The following is a 22,236-nucleotide window of genomic DNA, read 5'->3' as shown; positions in this document are numbered from 1 at the left end:
GATGCATCTCGGCGCGTCCCGCGGCGGTTAGTAGGAGGAACACTCAGATGTCGAATGGTCGGCCGAACACTCGAGACCAGGGCGCTGCCGGCAGCGTAACCGTGGACGAGCTTCCCGGAGTGATCTCTGCAGTTGTCGATGCTGCGCCCGATCGCATCGCGTTGACCCACGGCGGGACAACCGTGACCTATACGACGTTGCATGCTGAGCTGACCGCGCTCGAGGCCGCCATGGGTGGTGCACTGGGGACCGAGGCACTCGTGACCGTAGTGCTGTCCAACCTTCTTCCCGGCGCACTCGAGTCCGGTGGCCTCGCCGGCATTGTCGAGTCGATCGTTGTCGACGCCTCCGAGGTGTTGGGGGATCTGACGCCTGCAGGCCCTCCGACGCTCGTATCCCGCTTCGAGGAACAGGTCGCCCGTACCCCGGATGCAATCGCCGTCGAGTTCGAGGGTGCAAGCTTGACCTACGCGGAATTCGATTCTCGCGCGAATCGACTCGCCCGCCATCTCGTGTCGCTGGGAATCGGCCCGGAGTGCCTCGTCGGACTGGGAATCAGACGGTCGCTGGAGTTGCTCGTCGGCATGTACGCGATCGTGAAATCGGGAGCAGCGTACGTTCCGCTCGATCCTGATCACCCGGCGGAGCGGCTGGCCTACGTGCTCGACGTCGCGCAGCCGGCAGCAGTACTCGGCCTGTCCACAGAACCTCTCGACCTGCCGGCAGAGGTAGGTGTCATCGAGATCGACCTGTTGGAATTGGACGGATTCGACGCGACCGCCCTCACCGACGATGACCGGATTCTGACGTTGTCGGACGACGCGTTGGCCTACGTGATCTTCACATCGGGATCCACCGGACGCCCCAAGGGTGTGGCAGTTTCACATCGCGCGATCGTCAGCAATGTGCAATGGCGTCAAGATCAGTACGTTCTGACACCGAACGATGTGGTGCTGCAAAAGACACCATTCACTTTCGATGTGTCGGTGTGGGAATTCTTCTGGCCCTTGCAGATCGGTGCCCGTCTCGTCGTCGCGACACACGAAGGACACCGTGATCCCGCGTATCTTGCTCGTGTGATGACCGACCGCGGTGTCACTGTGGCGCACTTCGTGCCGTCGATGCTCGCGGTGTTCGTCGCAGAACCCTCGGTCCGCGAGATCGAGACGCTGCGATATGTCTTTGCGTCCGGGGAGGCGCTTCCGGCCCAGACCACGACGCGATTTCATACCGTCAGCTCGGCAGAACTGCACAACTTGTACGGACCGACAGAGGCCGCGGTGGATGTCACGTACTACGAGACTGCCGATGTGGAATCGGGATCCGTCCCCATCGGCCGGGCCGTGCACGACACCTCGCTCTACGTGTTGGACGACGGGCTCCGACCGGTCTCGACCGGTGTCGAAGGTGAGCTCTATCTGGCGGGCGTCCAACTTGCACGTGGCTACGTAGCGCGACCGGACCTGACAGCCGATCGGTTCGTGGCTGATCCGTTCGACGATGGACGCCAGATGTACCGGACCGGCGACCTGGTCCGGTGGGCACCTCGCGATGGGGTCGACATGCTGGAATACGTGGGACGCACCGACTTTCAGGTGAAGCTCCGTGGTCTTCGTATCGAGCTCGGTGAGATCGAAACTGCCGTTCTCGAGCATCCTTCGGTCGCGCAAGCAGTCGCACTCGTCCACACCGACGACACGCTGGGCGATGTCCTTCTCGCGTATGTGGTGCCCGCGCAGGGCGAACTCATCGATCAGGAGACGCTGGCGCAGGCTGTCGCGTCCCGAATGCCGGAATACATGGTCCCCGCGTTGTTCGTCGCAGTCGCGGAGTTCCCACTCGGTTCCAGTGGCAAACTCGACCGACGAGCTCTCCCCGCTCCCGACTTCTCCTCGTTGGCAAGCGAATATCGGGAGCCGTCCACCGATACCGAGCTGGCGCTTGCGGCGGTCTTCGCTGAGGTACTCGGTTCCGAGACCATCGGTGCCGACGACGATTTCTTTGCGATCGGCGGTAACTCGTTGATCGCCACCCGGGTGATCTCGCGCATCAACGCGCGATTCGACATCCGGATCGACGTTCGCGACTTCTTCGACGCGCCGACGGTCGCGGGACTCGCAGTACTCGTCGACGCCGCAGTTGCGCTGGGCGGCGGGGGAAGAGCACCTCTCGTGCCGCAGGAGCGGCCGGATGTTGTTCCGTTGTCGTTGGCGCAGCAGCGGATGTGGTTCCTGAACCGGTTCGATACTGCTTCTGCGGTGAACAACATTCCGGTGGCGATCAGGCTGACCGGTGAGCTCGACGTCGCCGCGCTGGAGTCCGCTGTCCGCGACGTCCTGTCGCGTCATGAATCCGTACGCACGATCTACCCCGAAATCGATGGTGTCGGATCACAGCTGGTGCTCGAGGTCGATGCTGTGGCTCCCACCTTGACGGCTGAGCCGGTGGTAGAGGTGGACGTGCTCGACCGTGTGGTCGAGTTCGTCTCTGTTGGGTTCGATGTGACGGCGGAGGTGCCGTTTCGTGCTCGTTTGTTCGAGGTTGTGGGTTCGGGTGGTGTTGGTTCGGAGTTCGTTGTGGTGTTTGTGGTGCATCATATTGCGGCTGATGGTTTTTCGATGGGGCCGTTGACGCGGGATGTGATGGGTGCGTATGTGGCGCGGGCTGGGGGTGAGGAGCCGGGGTGGGCTCCTTTGGCGGTGCAGTATGCCGATTATGCGTTGTGGCAGCGTGCGGTGTTGGGGTCGGAGTTGGAACCGGATTCGTTGTTGTCGCAGCAGGTTTCGTTTTGGCGGTTGGCGTTGGAGGGTTTGCCGGATCAGTTGGATTTGCCTTCTGATCGGGTTCGTCCTGTTGTGGCGTCCAATCGTGGTGCGAATGTTGTGTTTTCGGTGGATGCGGGGGTGCATCGTGGGTTGAGTGTGGTGGCGCGGGAGTTGAATGCGTCGTTGTTCATGGTGGTGCATTCGGCGTTGGCGGTGTTGTTGTCGCGGTTGTCGGGGTCTGATGATGTGGCGGTGGGTACGCCGGTGGCGGGGCGTGGTGAGGCTGCTCTCGACGATGTGATCGGGATGTTTGTCAATACGTTGGTGTTGCGGACGGTGTTCGGTTCGGATTGGTCGTTTGCTGATGTGGTTCGGGATGTGCGTGAGCGGGATTTGGGGGCGTTCGGGCATGCGGATGTGCCGTTCGAGCGGTTGGTGGAGGTGCTCAATCCGGCTCGGTCGCAGGGGCGTCATCCGTTGTTTCAGGTGATGTTGTCGTTCCAGAATTTGGAGCGGTCCTCGCTGGAGTTGCCGGGGTTGTCGGTGTCGGCGGTTGATTTCGATGTTGCGGTTGCGAAGTTCGATGTGCAGGTGACGGTGACGGAGTTGTTCGATGTCGATGGTGGTGCTGCGGGGTTGTCGGCGACGTTGACGTATGCGACGGATTTGTTCGATGAGTCGACGATGGTGTTGTTTGCGGAGCGGTTTGTTCGGGTGCTGGAGGCTGTGGTGGCGGATTCGTCTGTGGTGGTGGGTGATATTGGTGTGTTGGGTGTTGCGGAGCGTGATGTTGTGGTGTCGGGGTGGAATGGGACTTCTCGTGTGTTGGAGGGTGTTTCGGGTTCCGGCGGGGTGTCGTTGGCGTCGTTGTTCGTTGATCGGGTGGTGGAGGTTCCGGGTGCGGTGGCGGTGGTGTTCGGGGGTGAGCGGTTGTCGTATGGGGAGTTCGGGGAGCGGGTGTTTCGTTTGGCTCGGTGGTTGATCGGTGAGGGTGTGGGTCCTGAGGTGTTGGTGGGGTTGGGTATGCGGCGTGGGGTGGATTTGTTGGTGGGGATGTATGCGGTGGTGGTTGCTGGTGGTGCGTATGTGCCTTTGGATCCGGATCTGCCGGCGGAGCGTAATGGGTTCATTGTGGGGGTGGCGTCTCCGGTGTTGGTGTTGGTTTCCGGTGGTGGGGATGTGGGTGTGTTTGCTGGTATGGGTGTTGGTGTGTCGGTGGTGGATGTGGGTTCGTTGGATGTGTCGGGGTTTTCGGGTGAGGTTGTCGGTGAGGGTGAGCGGTTGTCGGTGTTGCGGGGGTCGAATGCGGCGTATGTGATTTTCACGTCGGGGTCGACGGGTCGGCCGAAGGGTGTGGCGGTTTCGCATGAGGCGATCGTCAACCAGATCTCCTGGCTTACCGAGCGGTTCGGGTTGGGTGCGGCGGATGTGGTGTTGCAGAAGACTCCGGTGACGTTCGATGTGTCGTTGTGGGAGTTGTTCGGTACGTTGCTTTCCGGTGGGCGTTTGGTATTGGCGGCACCGGACGGGCATCGTGACACCCGGTACCTGGCGCAGGTGATCGCTGATGAGGCGGTCACTATGACCTCGTTCGTCCCGTCGATGCTGTCGGTGTTCATCGCGGAGACGGCTGGTTTCGAATCGGATTCGTTCGGTTCGCTGCGGGTGGTTCTCGCGGCCGGTGAGGCGTTGCCGATGTCGGTGGTGCGGTCCTTCGAGCGCGCTTTGCCGGGTGTGGCTCTGCACAACTTGTACGGTCCGACCGAGTTCACGGTGCATGCGACCGAGGGCGCAGTGAATTCCGCGCTCGGAACTGTCACCATCGGTAAGCCGGTATGGAATACGCGTGCGTTGGTTCTCGACGAGCGTCTGCATCCGGTGCCTGTCGGAGTAGCGGGCGAACTCTATCTCTCTGGTCCTCAGGTTGCCCGGGGGTACGTAGCTCGGCCGGACTTGACTGCTGGTGCTTTTGTGGCGGATCCGTTTGCAAACTCTGAAACGCAGGGTTCGCGTCTGTATCGGACCGGGGACTTGGTTCGGTGGACGCGGGACGGCGAGATCGAGTATGTGGGGCGTACCGATTTCCAGGTGAAGTTGCGTGGTTTGCGTATCGAGTTGGGTGAGATCGAGGCTGTACTGACCGACGTGTCCTCGGTGTGCCGCGCCGTCGTGCTGGTTCGGAATGATCAATTGGTCGGGTATTTGCTCGGTGAACCCGAAAAGACCATCGACATCGACGACGTCACCGCCGCAGCAGCTTTGCGGTTGCCTGCCTATATGGTGCCGTCCAACTTCGTCGTTCTGGAAGAGTTTCCGTTGGGATCGAGTGGGAAGCTCGATCGTAAGGCGTTGCCGGATCCGGTCTTGGAGGCCAAAGAGTTTCGGGCGCCTACTTCGCCGGTGGAAGAGATCGTGGCCGAGACTTTTGCGGGGGTGCTGGGTCTGGGGCGTGTGGGTCTCGATGATGATTTTTTCGAGCTTGGTGGTAACTCGCTGATTGCGACGCAGTTGGTGTCTCGTTTGGGTGCGGCACTTGACACACGACTTCCGGTGCGGATTCTGTTCGATGCGCCGAAGGTGGGTGCGTTGGCGTCGTTGGTGGAGTCTCAGGTCGGAGCAGGTGCACGTGTTGCGCTGGTGGCGCAGGAGCGGCCGGATGTTGTTCCGTTGTCGTTGGCGCAGCAGCGGATGTGGTTCCTGAACCGGTTCGATACTGCTTCTGCAGTGAACAACATTCCGGTGGCGATCAGGCTGACCGGTGAGCTCGACGTCGCTGCGCTCGGACGTGCAGTCGACGACGTGCTTACCCGCCATGAGTCACTACGCACCGTCTACCCGGACATCGACGGCGCAGGCACTCAGGAGATTTTGCCGACCGCCATCGTCAGTCCCGATATGACTCCACAACGCGTCACAGCGGCTGAGCTCGCCGATCGACTGCGCGAGTTCGTCTCTGTTGGGTTCGATGTGACGGCGGAGGTGCCGTTTCGTGCTCGTTTGTTCGAGGTTGTGGGTTCGGGTGGTGTGGGTTCGGAGTTCGTTGTGGTGTTTGTGGTGCATCATATTGCGGCTGATGGTTTTTCGATGGGGCCGTTGACGCGGGATGTGATGGGTGCGTATGTGGCGCGGGCTGGGGGTGAGGAGCCGGGGTGGGCTCCTCTTGCGGTGCAGTATGCCGATTATGCGTTGTGGCAGCGTGCGGTGTTGGGGTCGGAGTTGGAACCGGATTCGTTGTTGTCGCAGCAGGTTTCGTTTTGGCGGTTGGCGTTGGAGGGTTTGCCGGATCAGTTGGATTTGCCTTCTGATCGGGTTCGTCCTGTTGTGGCGTCCAATCGTGGTGCGAATGTTGTGTTTTCGGTGGATGCGGGGGTGCATCGTGGGTTGAGTGTGGTGGCGCGGGAGTTGAATGCGTCGTTGTTCATGGTGGTGCATTCGGCGTTGGCGGTGTTGTTGTCGCGGTTGTCGGGGTCTGATGATGTGGCGGTGGGTACGCCGGTGGCGGGGCGTGGTGAGGCTGCTCTCGATGATGTGATCGGGATGTTTGTCAATACGTTGGTGTTGCGGACGGTGTTCGGTTCGGATTGGTCGTTTGCTGATGTGGTTCGGGATGTGCGTGAGCGGGATTTGGGGGCGTTCGGGCATGCGGATGTGCCGTTCGAGCGGTTGGTGGAGGTGCTCAATCCGGCTCGGTCGCAGGGGCGTCATCCGTTGTTTCAGGTGATGTTGTCGTTCCAGAATTTGGAGCGGTCTTCGCTGGAGTTGCCGGGGTTGTCGGTGTCGGCGGTTGATTTCGATGTTGCGGTTGCGAAGTTCGATGTGCAGGTGACGGTGACGGAGTTGTTCGATGTCGATGGTGGTGCTGCGGGGTTGTCGGCGACGTTGACGTATGCGACGGATTTGTTCGATGAGTCGACGATGGTGTTGTTTGCGGAGCGGTTTGTTCGGGTGTTGGAGGCTGTGGTGGCGGATTCGTCTGTGGTGGTGGGTGATATTGGTGTGTTGGGTGTTGCGGAGCGTGATGTTGTGGTGTCGGGGTGGAATGGGACTTCTCGTGTGTTGGAGGGTGTTTCGGGTTCGACGTTGGCGTCGTTGTTCGTTGATCGGGTGGTGGAGGTTCCGGGTGCGGTGGCGGTGGTGTTCGGGGGTGAGCGGTTGTCGTATGGGGAGTTCGGGGAGCGGGTGTTTCGTTTGGCTCGGTGGTTGATCGGTGAGGGTGTGGGTCCTGAGGTGTTGGTGGGGTTGGGTATGCGGCGTGGGGTGGATTTGTTGGTGGGGATGTATGCGGTGGTGGTGGCGGGTGGTGCGTATGTGCCTTTGGATCCGGATCTGCCGGCGGAGCGTAATGGGTTCATTGTGGAGGTGGCGTCGCCGGTGTTGGTGTTGGTTTCCGGTGGTGGGGATGTGGGTGTGTTTGCTGGTGGTGGTGTGTCGGTGGTGGATGTGGGTTCGTTGGATGTGTCTGGTTTTTCGGGTGAGGTTGTGGGGGATGGTGAGCGGTTGTCGGTGTTGAGGGGGTCGAATGCGGCGTATGTGATTTTCACGTCGGGGTCGACGGGTCGGCCGAAGGGTGTGGCGGTTTCGCATGAGGCGATCGTCAACCGGCTTCTGTGGATGCAGGACACCTACTGCTTGACCGCGAGCGACGTTGTGTTGCAGAAAACTCCGTTCACCTTCGATGTATCGGTCTGGGAGTTCTTCTGGGCGCTTCAGGTGGGTGCTTCGATCGTCGTCGCGATTCCCGACGGTCACCGTGATCCGAACTATCTCGCCCGGCTGATTGCCGACGAATCCGTGACCACCATGCACTTCGTGCCGTCGATGCTGGCGGTGTTCGTCTCCGAACTCGAGGGGCGCGGCACTCGATTGCCAAGTCTGCGGATGATATTCGCCTCCGGCGAAGCTCTTCCGGCGGCCACGGCCCAGCGAGTGTTCTCGACCCTGCCGCACATTTCGCTACACAACCTGTACGGCCCGACGGAAGCCGCGGTCGATGTCACCTTCCATGAGGTGCGGCGGGGCGAGACGGTCATTCCTATCGGCGCGCCGGTGTGGAACACCCGTGTTTTCGTGTTGGACCGTCGGCTCTCCCCGGTCCCCGTCGGCGTCGAGGGCGAGCTCTATCTCGCCGGCGTGCAGTTGGCACGGGGTTACGTCGGCCGTCCCGATTTGACGGCGGACCGATTCGTCGCGCATCCGATACCGGAGGCCCGCGTTCGCGGTGAGCGGCTCTACCGAACGGGCGATGTCGTTCGTTGGAATGCCGGCGGTGAGCTCGACTACGTGGGTCGCAGTGACTTCCAGGTCAAGCTCCGCGGTTTGCGCATCGAGCTCGGCGAGATCGAGACCATTCTGCTGGAACAGAATTCGATTTCTCAGGCCGCAGTACTGGTCCGAGACGAGCAACTGGTGGCATACGTCGTAACGGACTCCGCGGACTTCGACAGCGCGGCGGTTCGGACCGCCCTCGGCTCCAAGTTGGCCGAGTACATGGTGCCGTCCGTTTTCGTCGAACTCGAGGATTTCCCGCTCGGGTCGAGCGGGAAGCTCGACCGTAAGGCTTTGCCGGCCCCGATCATGGAGATCAAAGAGTTCCGCGTACCCACCACACCGGTGGAGGAGATCGTGGCCGAGACTTTCGCCGGAGTTCTCGGTCTCGATCGAGTAGGACTCGACGACGACTTCTTCGAACTCGGTGGCAATTCACTGATCGCCACACAGCTCGTCTCCAGGTTGGGGCAGGTTCTCAACACCAAGATCGGCGTGCGCGAACTGTTCGAGGCGTCCAGCGTCGCCGACCTCGCCGCGCGCATCGCCAGCCAGGTCGGTAGTGGCGGGCAACGGGCACTCGTCGCTGTCGACCGCCCGGCGCAGATACCGCTGTCCTTGGCGCAGCAGCGTTATTGGTTCCTCAACCAGTACGACACCACGTCGGCCGTCGACAACATCCCGTTCGCAGTTCGGTTGAGCGGTGAACTCAACGTCCCCGCTCTCGCAGCCGCTGTGGCCGATCTGATCGCACGCCACGAATCTCTCCGCACGGTATACCCGGACTCGATGGAGGGCCCGCACCAGAAGATTCTGCCCGTCGGTGAGGCGAACGCGAGTTTGGTGATCGCCGACGTCCAGGAAGACGATGTACGTCACCGTGTCATCGATCTGATGATGACGGCCTTCGACGTCACGACCGAGATTCCGCGGGCCGCGAAGCTGTTCGAGTTGGCGCACGACGAGTACGTCCTTGCGTTCGTTATCCATCACGTGTCCGCGGACGGTGCCTCCATGGCGCCACTCGTGCGTGACGTGATGGTGGCGTATGCGGCCCGCTCTGCCGGTGAGGCCCCGGGTTGGGCTCCGTTGCCGGTGCAGTACGCCGATTACGCGCTGTGGCAGCGCGAGACCCTCGGCAGCGAAGACGATCCGGATTCGATTGCCTCGCAGCAGGTGTCGTACTGGAAGACCGCACTGGCCGGGCTTCCGGATCAGCTGGACATGCCGTCGGATCGACGTCGACCAGCGCATCAGAGCTTCCGTGGCGATTCCGTTCGGTTCACCGTGGATGCAGAGCTCCACCGTGCGCTTCTGGAACTGTCACGTAGGCACCACACGACATTGTTCATGACGATGCACGCTGCATTCGCAGTATTGCTCGCCAGGTTGTCGAACGTATCCGACATTGCCGTGGGCACTCCGGTCGCAGGTCGAGGCGACAAAGCGTTGGACGACATGATCGGGATGTTCGTCAATACGTTGGTCTTCCGTAGTCGGGTGGATTCTTCGATGACGTTCGAGGAGTTGTTGGCGCAGACCCGGGAAACCGATCTGCAGGCGTTCGCGCATGCGGACGTGCCGTTCGAGCGGCTCGTGGAGGTGCTCAACCCGGTTCGGTCGACGGCCAGAAACCCGTTGTTCCAGGTCGGTCTGTCGTTCCAGAACATGACCCGAGCCAGCCTCGAACTCCCGGGGTTGACGCTTGCTCCGGTCGACGTCAATTCGCCGCTGGCCAAGACCGATCTCCAATTGACCATCTTCGACGGCACGACCGCGGACGGGCGCCCGGCAGAGATCAACGCGGAGTTCACGTTTGCGACGGATTTGTTCGATCGGTCGACGGTGGATGGTTTTGCGGAGCGTTTGGTGAGTGTGTTGCGTGCTGTGGTGGGTGATTCGTCTGTGGTGGTGGGTGATGTGGAGTTGGTGGGTGCGCAGGAGCGGGCGAGTTTGTTGGGGTTCAGTGATACCGAGCGGAGTGTGGGTTCGGGTTCGACGTTGGCGTCGTTGTTCGTTGATCGGGTGGTGGAGGTTCCGGGTGCGGTGGCGGTGGTGTTCGGGGGTGAGCGGTTGTCGTATGGGGAGTTCGGGGAGCGGGTGTTTCGTTTGGCTCGGTGGTTGATCGGTGAGGGTGTGGGTCCTGAGGTGTTGGTGGGGTTGGGTATGCGGCGTGGGGTGGATTTGTTGGTGGGGATGTATGCGGTGGTGGTTGCTGGTGGTGCGTATGTGCCTTTGGATCCGGATCTGCCGGCGGAGCGTAATGGGTTCATTGTGGAGGTGGCGTCTCCGGTGTTGGTGTTGGTTTCCGGTGGTGGGGATGTGGGTGTGTTTGCTGGTATGGGTGTTGGTGTGTCGGTGGTGGATGTGGGTTCGTTGGATGTGTCGGGGTTTTCGGGTGAGGTTGTCGGTGAGGGTGAGCGGTTGTCGGTGTTGAGGGGGTCGAATGCGGCGTATGTGATTTTCACGTCGGGGTCGACGGGTCGGCCGAAGGGTGTGGCGGTTGCGCATGAGGCTGTGGTGAATCAGTTGGTGTGGAAGAGGTCCGAGTTCGGGTTGGGTGTCGGTGATGTGGTGTTGCTCAAGACTGCGGCGACGTTCGATTTGTCGGTGTGGGAGTTCTGGTCGGCGTTGGTGTCGGGTGCGTCGGTGGTGGTGGCGTCGGTGGAGGGGCATCGGGATGCGGCGTATCTGCATGAGTTGATGGTGGCGGAGTCGGTGACGACGTTGCATGTGGTGCCGTCGACGTTGTCGGCGTTGTTGGCGGTGTCGGGTGGTGTGTTGTCGAGTTCGTTGGTGCGGGTGTTGGCGATCGGTGAGGCGTTGCCGGGTGCGACTGCGCAGTGGTTCCGTCGGGGTAATGCGGGTGCGTTGTTCAATTTGTATGGTCCGACGGAGGCTGCGGTGTCGGTGACGGTGCATGAGGTGGGGGCGGGTGATGTTGCGGGTGTGCCTATTGGTGTGCCGGAGTGGAATACGGGTGTGTTGGTGCTCGATGAGCGGTTGCATCCGGTGCCGGTGGGTGTGTCGGGTGAGTTGTATTTGGCGGGTGTGCAGTTGGCGCGTGGGTATGTGGGTCGGGTGGATTTGACGGCGGAGCGGTTTGTGGCGAATCCGTTTGTCGGTGTTGCGGGTGTGGGTGTGGGTTCTCGGTTGTATCGGACGGGTGATGTGGTGCGGTGGGGTGGTTCTGGTGAGTTGGAGTATGTGGGGCGTAGTGATTTTCAGGTGAAGGTGCGTGGTTTCCGGATCGAGTTGGGGGAGATCGAGTCGGCGTTGCGTGGTGTGGATGGGGTGGTCGATGTGGCGGTGGTTGCTCGGGTGGATGAGTTTGCGGGAGATCAGTTGGTGGCGTATGTGGTTGGTGGTGTGGGTGTGTCTTTGGATGTGGCTGAGGTGAAGGTGGCGTTGGGTGCGGTGGTGCCGTCGTACATGGTGCCGTCGGCGTTTGTGGTGTTGGATGCGTTGCCGTTGACGGTGAATGGGAAGTTGGATCGGGGGGCGTTGCCGGCTCCGGTGTTCGAGGCTGTGGTGTTTCGGGCTCCGTCGACTCCGGTGGAGGAGGCGGTGGCGCGGGTGTTTTCGGAGGTGTTGGGTGTTGATCGTGTGGGTGTCGATGATGATTTCTTTGCGTTGGGTGGTAATTCGTTGATTGCGACGCAGGTGGTGTCGCGGTTGGGTGTGGCGTTGGATGCGGTGGTGCCGGTGCGGTTGGTGTTCGAGGCGCCGTCGGTGGGTGGTTTGGCGGTTCGGGTGGAGCAGTCGGTGGGGTCGGGGGATCGGGTTGCGTTGGTGGCGCGGGAGCGTCCGGGTGTGGTGCCGTTGTCGTTGGCGCAGCAGCGGATGTGGTTCCTGAACCGATTCGATGTCGGTTCGGCGGCGTACAACGTGCCGGTCGCCATCAGGTTGTCGGGTGAATTGGATGTCGCTGCCGTAGAGGCTGCGGTGCGAGATGTCATTGCACGGCACGAGTCTCTCCGCACGATGTACCCCGAGACCGAGGACGGCCCGATCCAGTTCGTCGTCCCGGCGGAACGGGTCAAGCCCGACATCCTGGTCGTCGAGATCGATGCTTCGGACGTCGAGAGCCGGGTGCGTGCGCTGGCATCGACGACGTTCGATGTGACGACGGAGATACCGCTGCGGGTCCGGTTGTTCACCATCTCTTCGACGGAACACGTGCTTGCCCTCGTGGTGCACCATATCTCCGCTGATGGTTCCTCGATGGGTCCGTTGACGCGTGATGTGATGGTGGCGTATGCGGCCCGCTCTGCCGGTGAGGCCCCGGGTTGGGCTCCGTTGCGGGTGCAGTATGCCGATTACGCGTTGTGGCAGCGTGAGGTCCTCGGCAGCGAGGACGATCCGGATTCGATTGCCTCGCAGCAGGTGTCGTACTGGAAGACCGCACTGGCGGACCTTCCGGATCAGCTCGATCTGCCGATCGATCGTCCGCGTCCGGCGGTGCAGTCGTATGCAGGAGATCGAGCCGACTTCGCGGTCGATGCGGACCTGCATGCTCAACTCGTGCAGCTTGCGCGTCGGACCAACAGCACACTGTTCATGGTGGTGCATTCGGCGATGGCCGTGTTGTTCGCTCGATTGTCGGGTACCGATGACATTGCGATCGGCACTCCGTTCGCCGGGCGTAGCGACAAAGCGTTGGACGACATCATCGGAATGTTCGTCAATACGTTGGTCTTCCGTAGTCGGGTGGATTCTTCGATGACGTTCGAGGAGTTGTTGGCGCAGACTCGGGCGAGTGATCTGCAGGCGTTCGCGCATGCGGATATTCCGTTCGAGCGGCTCGTGGAAGTGCTCAACCCGGTTCGGTCGACCGCGCGGCATCCGTTGTTCCAGGTGGGCTTGTCTTTTCAGAATCTTGCGCAGAGTTCGCTGGAGTTGTCCGGGTTGTCGGTCAGCGGTCTGGACGCCGATACGGGGATTTCGCAGTTCGATCTGCATTTGATCGTGACGGATCGTTACGACGAGGGTGGTCGTCCTCTGGGTGTGGGTGGGTATTTCACGTTTGCGACGGATTTGTTCGATCGGTCGACGGTGGATGGTTTTGCGGAGCGTTTGGTGAGTGTGTTGCGTGCTGTGGTGGGTGATTCGTCTGTGGTGGTGGGTGATGTGGAGTTGGTGGGTGCGCAGGAGCGGGCGAGTTTGTTGGGGTTCAGTGATACCGAGCGGAGTGTGGGTTCGGGTTCGACGTTGGCGTCGTTGTTCGTTGATCGGGTGGTGGAGGTTCCGGGTGCGGTGGCGGTGGTGTTCGGGGGTGAGCGGTTGTCGTATGGGGAGTTCGGGGAGCGGGTGTTTCGTTTGGCTCGGTGGTTGATCGGTGAGGGTGTGGGTCCTGAGGTGTTGGTGGGGTTGGGTATGCGGCGTGGGGTGGATTTGTTGGTGGGGATGTATGCGGTGGTGGTTGCTGGTGGTGCGTATGTGCCTTTGGATCCGGATCTGCCGGCGGAGCGTAATGGGTTCATTGTGGAGGTGGCGTCTCCGGTGTTGGTGTTGGTTTCCGGTGGTGGGGATGTGGGTGTGTTTGCTGGTATGGGTGTTGGTGTGTCGGTGGTGGATGTGGGTTCGTTGGATGTGTCGGGGTTTTCGGGTGAGGTTGTCGGTGAGGGTGAGCGGTTGTCGGTGTTGAGGGGGTCGAATGCGGCGTATGTGATTTTCACGTCGGGGTCGACGGGTCGGCCGAAGGGTGTGGCGGTTGCGCATGAGGCTGTGGTGAATCAGTTGGTGTGGAAGAGGTCCGAGTTCGGGTTGGGTGTCGGTGATGTGGTGTTGCTCAAGACTGCGGCGACGTTCGATTTGTCGGTGTGGGAGTTCTGGTCGGCGTTGGTGTCGGGTGCGTCGGTGGTGGTGGCGTCGGTGGAGGGGCATCGGGATGCGGCGTATCTGCATGAGTTGATGGTGGCGGAGTCGGTGACGACGTTGCATGTGGTGCCGTCGACGTTGTCGGCGTTGTTGGCGGTGTCGGGTGGTGTGTTGTCGAGTTCGTTGGTGCGGGTGTTGGCGATCGGTGAGGCGTTGCCGGGTGCGACTGCGCAGTGGTTCCGTCGGGGTAATGCGGGTGCGTTGTTCAATTTGTATGGTCCGACGGAGGCTGCGGTGTCGGTGACGGTGCATGAGGTGGGGGCGGGTGATGTTGCGGGTGTGCCTATTGGTGTGCCGGAGTGGAATACGGGTGTGTTGGTGCTCGATGAGCGGTTGCATCCGGTGCCGGTGGGTGTGTCGGGTGAGTTGTATTTGGCGGGTGTGCAGTTGGCGCGTGGGTATGTGGGTCGGGTGGATTTGACGGCGGAGCGGTTTGTGGCGAATCCGTTTGTCGGTGTTGCGGGTGTGGGTGTGGGTTCTCGGTTGTATCGGACGGGTGATGTGGTGCGGTGGGGTGGTTCTGGTGAGTTGGAGTATGTGGGGCGTAGTGATTTTCAGGTGAAGGTGCGTGGTTTCCGGATCGAGTTGGGGGAGATCGAGTCGGCGTTGCGTGGTGTGGATGGGGTGGTCGATGTGGCGGTGGTTGCTCGGGTGGATGAGTTTGCGGGAGATCAGTTGGTGGCGTATGTGGTTGGTGGTGTGGGTGTGTCTTTGGATGTGGCTGAGGTGAAGGTGGCGTTGGGTGCGGTGGTGCCGTCGTACATGGTGCCGTCGGCGTTTGTGGTGTTGGATGCGTTGCCGTTGACGGTGAATGGGAAGTTGGATCGGGCGGCGTTGCCGGCTCCGGTGTTCGAGGCTGTGGTGTTTCGGGCTCCGTCGACTCCGGTGGAGGAGGCGGTGGCGCGGGTGTTTTCGGAGGTGCTGGGTGTTGATCGTGTGGGTGTCGATGATGATTTCTTTGCGTTGGGTGGTAATTCGTTGATTGCGACGCAGGTGGTGTCGCGGTTGGGTGTGGCGTTGGATGCGGTGGTGCCGGTGCGGTTGGTGTTCGAGGCGCCGTCGGTGGGTGGTTTGGCGGTTCGGGTGGAGCAGTCGGTGGGGTCGGGGGATCGGGTTGCGTTGGTGGCGCGGGAGCGTCCGGGTGTGGTGCCGTTGTCGTTGGCGCAGCAGCGGATGTGGTTCCTGAACCGATTCGATGCCGGTTCGGCGGTCAACAACATCCCGGTAGCAGTGCGGTTGTCAGGGGCACTCGACATCGGCGCCCTCAATGCGGCGGTGCGAGATGTTCTCGCTCGCCACGAGTCGTTGCGTACCGTGTATCCGGAAACCGATGGTATTGCGGCGCAAGTGATTCTCACTGTCTCGGCAGCGGCACCGACATTGGTACCGCAGCAGGTGGATCCGGCCGACATTTCTCGTCGTGTGGAGCAGGTCATTTCCGCTGGATTCGATGTCACCACCGAGTTGCCGATGCGAGGCGAGCTGTTTCAGGTCGGCCCGGATGAATATGTGCTCGTGCTGGTGGCACACCATATTTCGGCCGATGGCTGGTCGATGGGTCCGTTGACGCGTGATGTGATGGTGGCGTATTCGGCACGTTCTGCCGGTGAGGCCCCGGGTTGGGCTCCGTTGCCGGTGCAGTATGCCGATTACGCGCTGTGGCAGCGCGAGACCCTCGGCAGCGAGGACGATCCGGATTCGATTGCTGCCCAGCAGGTGTCGTACTGGAAAGGGGCATTGGCCGGATTGCCGGACGAGCTGAACCTGCCTACCGACCGATCGCGCCCATCGATTCGCACCTACGAGGGCGGGAAAGTCCCGTTCCGAATCGATGCCGAGCTACATCGTGCATTGCTCGACGTGGCTCGAACGACGGGCAGCACACTGTTCATGGTCGTGCACACCGCGATGGCGGTGTTCCTCGCCCGCATGTCCGGTACCGATGACATCGCCATCGGCGCGCCTATCGCAGGCCGTGGCCAGTCCGAACTGGACGACATGGTGGGTATGTTCGTCAACACCCTGGTGTTGCGTACGCATGTCGAGTCGGAGCGCTCGTTCGCTGAGATTCTCGCCCGAGCAAAAGAGGCGGATCTGCAGGCATTCGCGCATGCGGATATTCCGTTCGAGCGGCTCGTGGAAGTGCTCAACCCGGAACGGTCGACCACCCGTCATCCGTTGTTCCAAGTAGCGCTCTCGTTCGAAAATCTGCCCTCGACCGATCTTCAGTTGCCGAACCTGCATGTCAGTGGCGTCCCGTTCGAGGCAAACATCGCGAAGTTCGATCTGTCACTCACACTTCGCGAGCACGTCCTCGCTGGTGGCGACCTCGATGGCATCTCAGCCGAGTTCTCCTACGCCGCAGACATGTTCGACGAATCGACTGTGTCCGACTTCGCGGTCAGATTTGTCAGGTTGCTCGACGACGCGGTGGCGGATCTGTCGAAGCAGGTCGGTGATCTAGCGCTCCTGGGTGCAGGTGAGGCCGACGCTCTGACACATGCGCATGGCGGAGCCGTGGCCTCGCTATCGACTCTGCAGGAGATATTGACGGGGGGAGTCGCTCTCGACCCCGAGGCCGTGGCGGTCCGTATTTCGGGTCGGTCGGTGACCTATCGCGAACTGGACGAGACTTCCTCGCAGTTGGCGCGTGTGTTGATCGGTCGCGGAGTCGGACCGGATACCGTAGCTGCTCTTGCATTTTCGCGATCGTACGAAATGCTCCTGTGCGTCTGGGCGGTTGCCAAGGCCGGTGGCGCTCACCTGCCCGTCGACCCGAACTACCCGTCGGAGCGAATCGAACACATGCTGTCCGATTCGGCGGCGGTTGTACGCATCACAGCGTCGGCGCACGTCGATGCGTTGCCAGGTGAGAGCTGGATGTTGCTCGACGGCGACGAACTCCGAGAGGAGATAGCTGCGCACTCCGCCGATCCGATCACCGATAGGGACCGCATCGCGTCGCTGACGACCGATCACCCTGCCTACGTGATCTACACGTCGGGTTCGACAGGGCTGCCGAAGGGCGTCGTGGTCACTCATGCGAGTTTGCGTGGGGTGCTGGATTCGGCGATCGAGTTGTACGGTGTGAGCCCGGAGAGTCGATTCCTGCACATCTGTTCACCCAGCTTCGATCCTTCTGTCCTGGAATGGATGGTCACGTTCGCTGCTGGTGCGCGGTTGGTGATCGTCCCTGCGGACGTCATCGGTGGTCCCGATCTTGCCGAGATTTTGGTCTCGGAGAAGGTGACTCACTCGATCATCACGCCCGCGGTATTGGGCACGATGGATCCCGAGGGCATGGACAGTCTTCGGGTTCTCTCCGTCGGTGGCGACGTGACCACCTCCGAACTGCTCGCACGCTGGGCGCCGGGTCGGCGGTACTTCAACGGCTACGGTCCGACGGAGACCACGATCATTTCCTCGTTCGCCGAACTCGAACCGGGGCGTCCGGTCACCATCGGCGCACCGGTTCGGGGTACGTCGGCGCTGGTCCTGGACAGGCGACTGCGACCAGTCCCGGTCGGTGTCGCCGGCGAGCTCTATCTTGCGGGCGAAGGACTCGCTCGGGGGTACCACCAGCGGGGTTCCCTGACTGCAACCAGATTCGTCGCGGACCCATATTCGAATACGGGTGCGCGGATGTACCGCACCGGCGACCTCGTGAGATGGACCGGACCGGAGGTTCGGAAACTCGAGTTCGTCGGACGCTCGGACTTCCAGGTCAAGATTCGTGGTTTCCGCGTAGAACTGGGCGAGGTAGATGCGGCGCTCGCCGCTCACCCGTCGGTGGCGTTCTCTGCCACCCTCGGAAAGGATCTGCCCTCTGGTGCAACGGTTCTGGTGTCCTACGTGATGCCTGCCGTCGGTGCCTCGGTGGATCCGGTTGCAGTGACCGAGTTCGTGCGGCGGACGTTGCCTTCGCACATGGTGCCGTCGTCGATCGTCATTCTGGACGAGGTTCCGTTGACCCCGGTCGGCAAGCTCGACCGCCGCGCTCTTCCTGAACCGGTGTTCGAGGAGCAGGTGTACCGGGCTGCCGAAACCGATATCGAGGAGATCATCGCCGAGGTCTTCGCCGATGTGTTGCGTATGCCGAGGGTAGGAGTCGACGAGTCTTTCTTCGCGCTCGGTGGCGACAGCATCGTCTCGATTCAGCTCGTCTCGCGGGCCAAGGCTCGAGGTATCTCCTTCACTCCGCGTGATGTGTTCGAACGTAAGTCGGTTGCAGGTCTCGCCGAAGTGGCGGTCCGACTCGATGATTCGGATCGTGCCACGGTTCTGTCCGAACTGCCGGGTGGTGGCATCGGTCCGATGCCACTGACTCCGATCATGCGCAAGGTGACGGAAGCGGGCGGGCACTTGGACCGGTTCTCCCAGTCGGTGTCGGTCGGTCTGCCTGCAGAAATCGATCTGGCTCTTCTGACGGCCACCTTGACTGCGATCATCGATCACCACGACATGTTCAGGGCGGTATATGCGAACGGTGAAATGACCGTTCGGGAACATGGCAGCGTGGATGTGGGCGCGGCCATCGACATGGTTCGCGTGGACGCATCGATATCGGGTCCTGATCTCGAGGTTCTGGCCTCCGACAGACTGTCCGCCGCGATGGGGCGTCTGAATCCGGCCACGGGTGCGATGATCCAGTTCGTCTGGTTCGATTTCGACACCGGAACATCCACTGCAGGCAACACCGAAGCCGTCGAGGAAAGTCGGCGCGGTGTGCTGCTCATCGTGGCCCATCACTTCGTGGTGGACGGTGTCACGTGGCGCATCCTGCTCCCCGATCTCGCGGTCGCGTGGTCGCAACTCGCTGCAGGGCAGCAGGTGTCGCTGCCGGCCGTGGGCACCTCGATGCGACGGTGGTCGCATGGGCTGATCCAGGCAGCTGCAGCTCCGGCGCGACGTGAGGAGCTGCCGATCTGGAAGTCGTTGGCGAACTTCGACGACCCGCTGGTGGGTCGTCGGCCGTTCGACCCGACTCTCGATGTCGTACGGACCGTCGAGCGTGTCGAGGTAGAGATTTCCGCTGACACGACCGATGCGTTACTGACTCGCGTGCCGCGCCTCTACCGAGGTGGAGTCAATGACGGGTTGCTGGCAACCCTGGCATTGGCAGTGGCACGGTGGCGTCGAAATCGTGGGATCTACAGCACGAGTGCGCTGTTCGCACTCGAAGGCCATGGCCGCGAGGAAGCGGTCGTTCCAGGGGCCGACCTGTCGCGGACCATCGGGTGGTTCACCAGTGCTTACCCATTGGTGCTCGATCTGGACGGAATAGACATCGACGACGCGTTTGCCGGTGGTGCCACAGCCGGTGCGACTGTCAAGACGGTCAAGGAGCAAATTCACCGTGTGCCCGATCGCGGTATGGGGTATGGACTGCTGAAGTATCTCGACGCCGAGACTTCCGCAGAACTGGAATCGGTCCCGTCCGGTCAGATCAGCTTCAATTATCTGGGTCGGATTTCTTCGTCCGAGATTCCGGCCGAGCTGGCCGACTTCGGATGGGCTCCGACGGGCGCCCTCGGATCTTTGACCGCCTCGATGGACGAAGACATGCCCGCCAACTCGACCATCGATATCAACGCCATCGTCACCGACGGCCCGGATGGTCCGAGATTGGGTGCTACGTTCGCGTTCCCGAACGGGCTTGTGGACCGTGCGGATGTTTCCGAGTTGGCTGATCTGTGGACCGAGGCGATGGAAGCCCTGTCCGATCACAGCCGCACCGCGGAAGCAGGTGGGCTGACGCCATCGGACCTGACGTTGATCGAATCCACTCAGGACGAGATCGATTCGTGGGAGTCTGCCTACCGAAGCGTCGAAGACGTGTGGCCTCTGACTCCGCTTCAGTCCGGGCTGTTGTTCCACGCGATGATGACCGAAGCGACGGTGGACGTCTACACGATGCAGGCTGTACTGGACCTGTCCGGTGTCGTCGATACCGATCGTTTACGGGGTTCCGGGCAGGCGTTGCTCGATCGCCACAGCAATCTCCGAGCCGCGTTCGTCTCCGACAGTGACGGCCGACCGGTCCAGGTGGTTCTCGGCGATCTGGAACTGCCGTTCCACGAGATCGATCTGATGGATGTCGCCGAGGACTCTCGACGCGCGGAGGCCAAGCGGATCCTTGTTGCCGCTCAGGCCGAGCGCTTCGATATGTCCGCGCCACCGCTCATCAGGTTCACGCTCATCAAGGTCGCTGCGGATGCATGGCACCTGGGCATCACCAGTCACCACATCCTGCTCGACGGTTGGTCCATGCCGTTGCTCATGCAGGATCTGTTGATGCTGTACGCAGTCCGTGCCGACACGTCGGTGCTGCCTCGAGTGCGACCGTTCCGGAACTTCCTGTCTTGGCTCGACGGCCGTGACCGAGAAGATTCGCTCGATCGATGGGCGGCCGCTTTCCACGGGGTGTCGGAACCGACGCTGCTCACCGAAAGCGCACGCCCCTCGGGGGCGACACCGGGGATCGAGAAGATCGAGGTCTCGCTGTCCGAGGATCGCACTGCCGTGCTGTCCTCGATGGCCTCGAAGCTGGGTGTGACGGTCAACACTGTCGTGCAAGCGGCGTGGGGGATCCTTCTGGGGCGTCTCACCGGACGCGCAGATGTGGTCTTCGGAGCTACCGTGTCGGGCCGGCCTGCCGACCTTGCAGGCGTCGAGTCGATGGTCGGACTCTTCATCAATACGTTGCCGGTTCGTGTGGATGTCGGAGACGGGCACTCGCGGGCAGAGACTCTGGTGCGGTTGCAAGGACAGCAGGCGGATCTGCTCGATCACCACTACGTGGGTCTGACCGAGATTCAGCAGCGCATCGGTGTGGACAGATTGTTCGACACGCTCCTCGTGTTCGAGTCCTACCCCATCGACCGCGACGCGATCGCTGCGGCAAGTTCGGTCGATGGCCTTCAGATCACCGGTGTAGGTGTCGACGACGCCACGCATTACCCGTTGACGGTTCTGACGGTCGTCGAGGCAAGACTCGAGCTGACGTTCAAGTACCTGGACACGGTTCTCGACGCTCGGTACGTCACCGATCTGAGTCGGTGGTTCCTTCGAATTCTGGACGCGTTGATCGACGACCCCACTGCACCAGTTGGGACGATCGACCTTTTGGATGCGAACGAACGAGAGCAGGTCGTCATGGCCTCGACCGACCTGGATTCCGGCGCACAGGGTGCGCGTCGATCCGTCGGTTCGGATATGCAGGTGCTTCCGCAGGTCCTCGCGGAGATCGTCGAGGACGACCCGGAGGCACCCGCGATGGTCTCCGGTGAGGATGAGATCAGCTACCGAGCACTCGATGTCGCCTCGTCCACACTTGCTCGATCGTTGATCGATCGAGGCGTCGGACCCGGAATGTCGGTTGTCGTGCATCTTCCTCGTTCGACGACGGCGATCGAGGCATTGTGGGCAGTGGCAAAGACCGGTGCTGCGGTGATTCCTTCGCAGCCCGGATCGCACAGTTCGCTCCCCGAAGGCACCTTCGGTGTCACAGTCGAGCAGTACCGCGACACGGCACCGGCGGGTCCGACCTGGCTCATCGTCGATGATGCAGAATTCGCCCGAGAAACAGCGTCCCGACCGCGGCATCCGGTCTCGTACTCGGACCGATTGCAGTCTCTGTCCGGAGATCACACAGCTATCACGCTGTCCTCGGGTTCGCTCACTCAGTCGGAATTGATGCTTCGCATCGCCGATTACGCCGATCGATTCGAGCTCGGATACGACACCCGTAGCTTCCACTACGGATCGTTCGATTCCGACGCGTCCATCTTCGAGGCCTTTGCAGTGACCTCGAGAGGTGGTGCTCTCATCGTGGGTGAGCCCAACATCGACGTCGCCTCGGTGGCCGACCTGTTGTTCGACTCGTGGGCGACACACGCGTTCGTGCCGATCGAGGTACTCGAACAGTCGGGTCCGGAGGATCTCGACGACCTGGTAGTCGTGATCGTCACAGATGGGCCGGCGACGGGTGATGCAGTCGAGATATGGACGGACGGGCGGATCGTGACCCACATGTGACCCTCGACCTGCGCTGTGGGGCTCGCGAGGTAACGGAATGCGCCTGAAACGGGATAGATGTCCGAGGCGTGCGAACCCGGTCACGATCGGCTCGGATCGATCGTGTGGTGGTGAGCCGAGCTGGGCTGGCTAAACTTGCTCTGCGCGTTCCACCCTGGGACGGCCGTTCGACACTGGGCTGTCTGTTCAGCCACGCCTTGTCGGCGACCCGGGAGAGTCCGAGCCGAGACCATCGAATTTTTCGACAACGAAGGTGATCCGCATACATGACGTTCCGTACCCGGCCAGA

At 61.6% G+C, this 22,236-nt stretch carries 1 protein-coding gene; it reads left to right on the top strand.

Annotation, left to right across the window (positions count from 1 at the left end):
• Nucleotides 1–47 precede the first annotated feature (47 nt).
• Nucleotides 48–21,947 (top strand): non-ribosomal peptide synthase/polyketide synthase, encoded by a 21,900-nt coding sequence (locus tag E5720_RS04280; protein WP_136169597.1) that lies wholly within the window; start codon nt 48–50, stop codon nt 21,945–21,947.
• Nucleotides 21,948–22,236 lie beyond the last annotated feature (289 nt).

The sequence above is a fragment of the Rhodococcus sp. PAMC28707 genome (assembly GCF_004795915.1).
GTDB lineage: Bacteria > Actinomycetota > Actinomycetes > Mycobacteriales > Mycobacteriaceae > Rhodococcoides.
This window is presented reverse-complemented; position numbering and strand designations above follow the sequence as displayed.

What these genes read in the sequence shown, in the direction of transcription:
- E5720_RS04280 (WP_136169597.1), top strand. Translation starts at nt 48, where the DNA reads ATGTCGAATGGTCGGCCGAACACTCGAGACCAGGGCGCTGCCGGCAGC.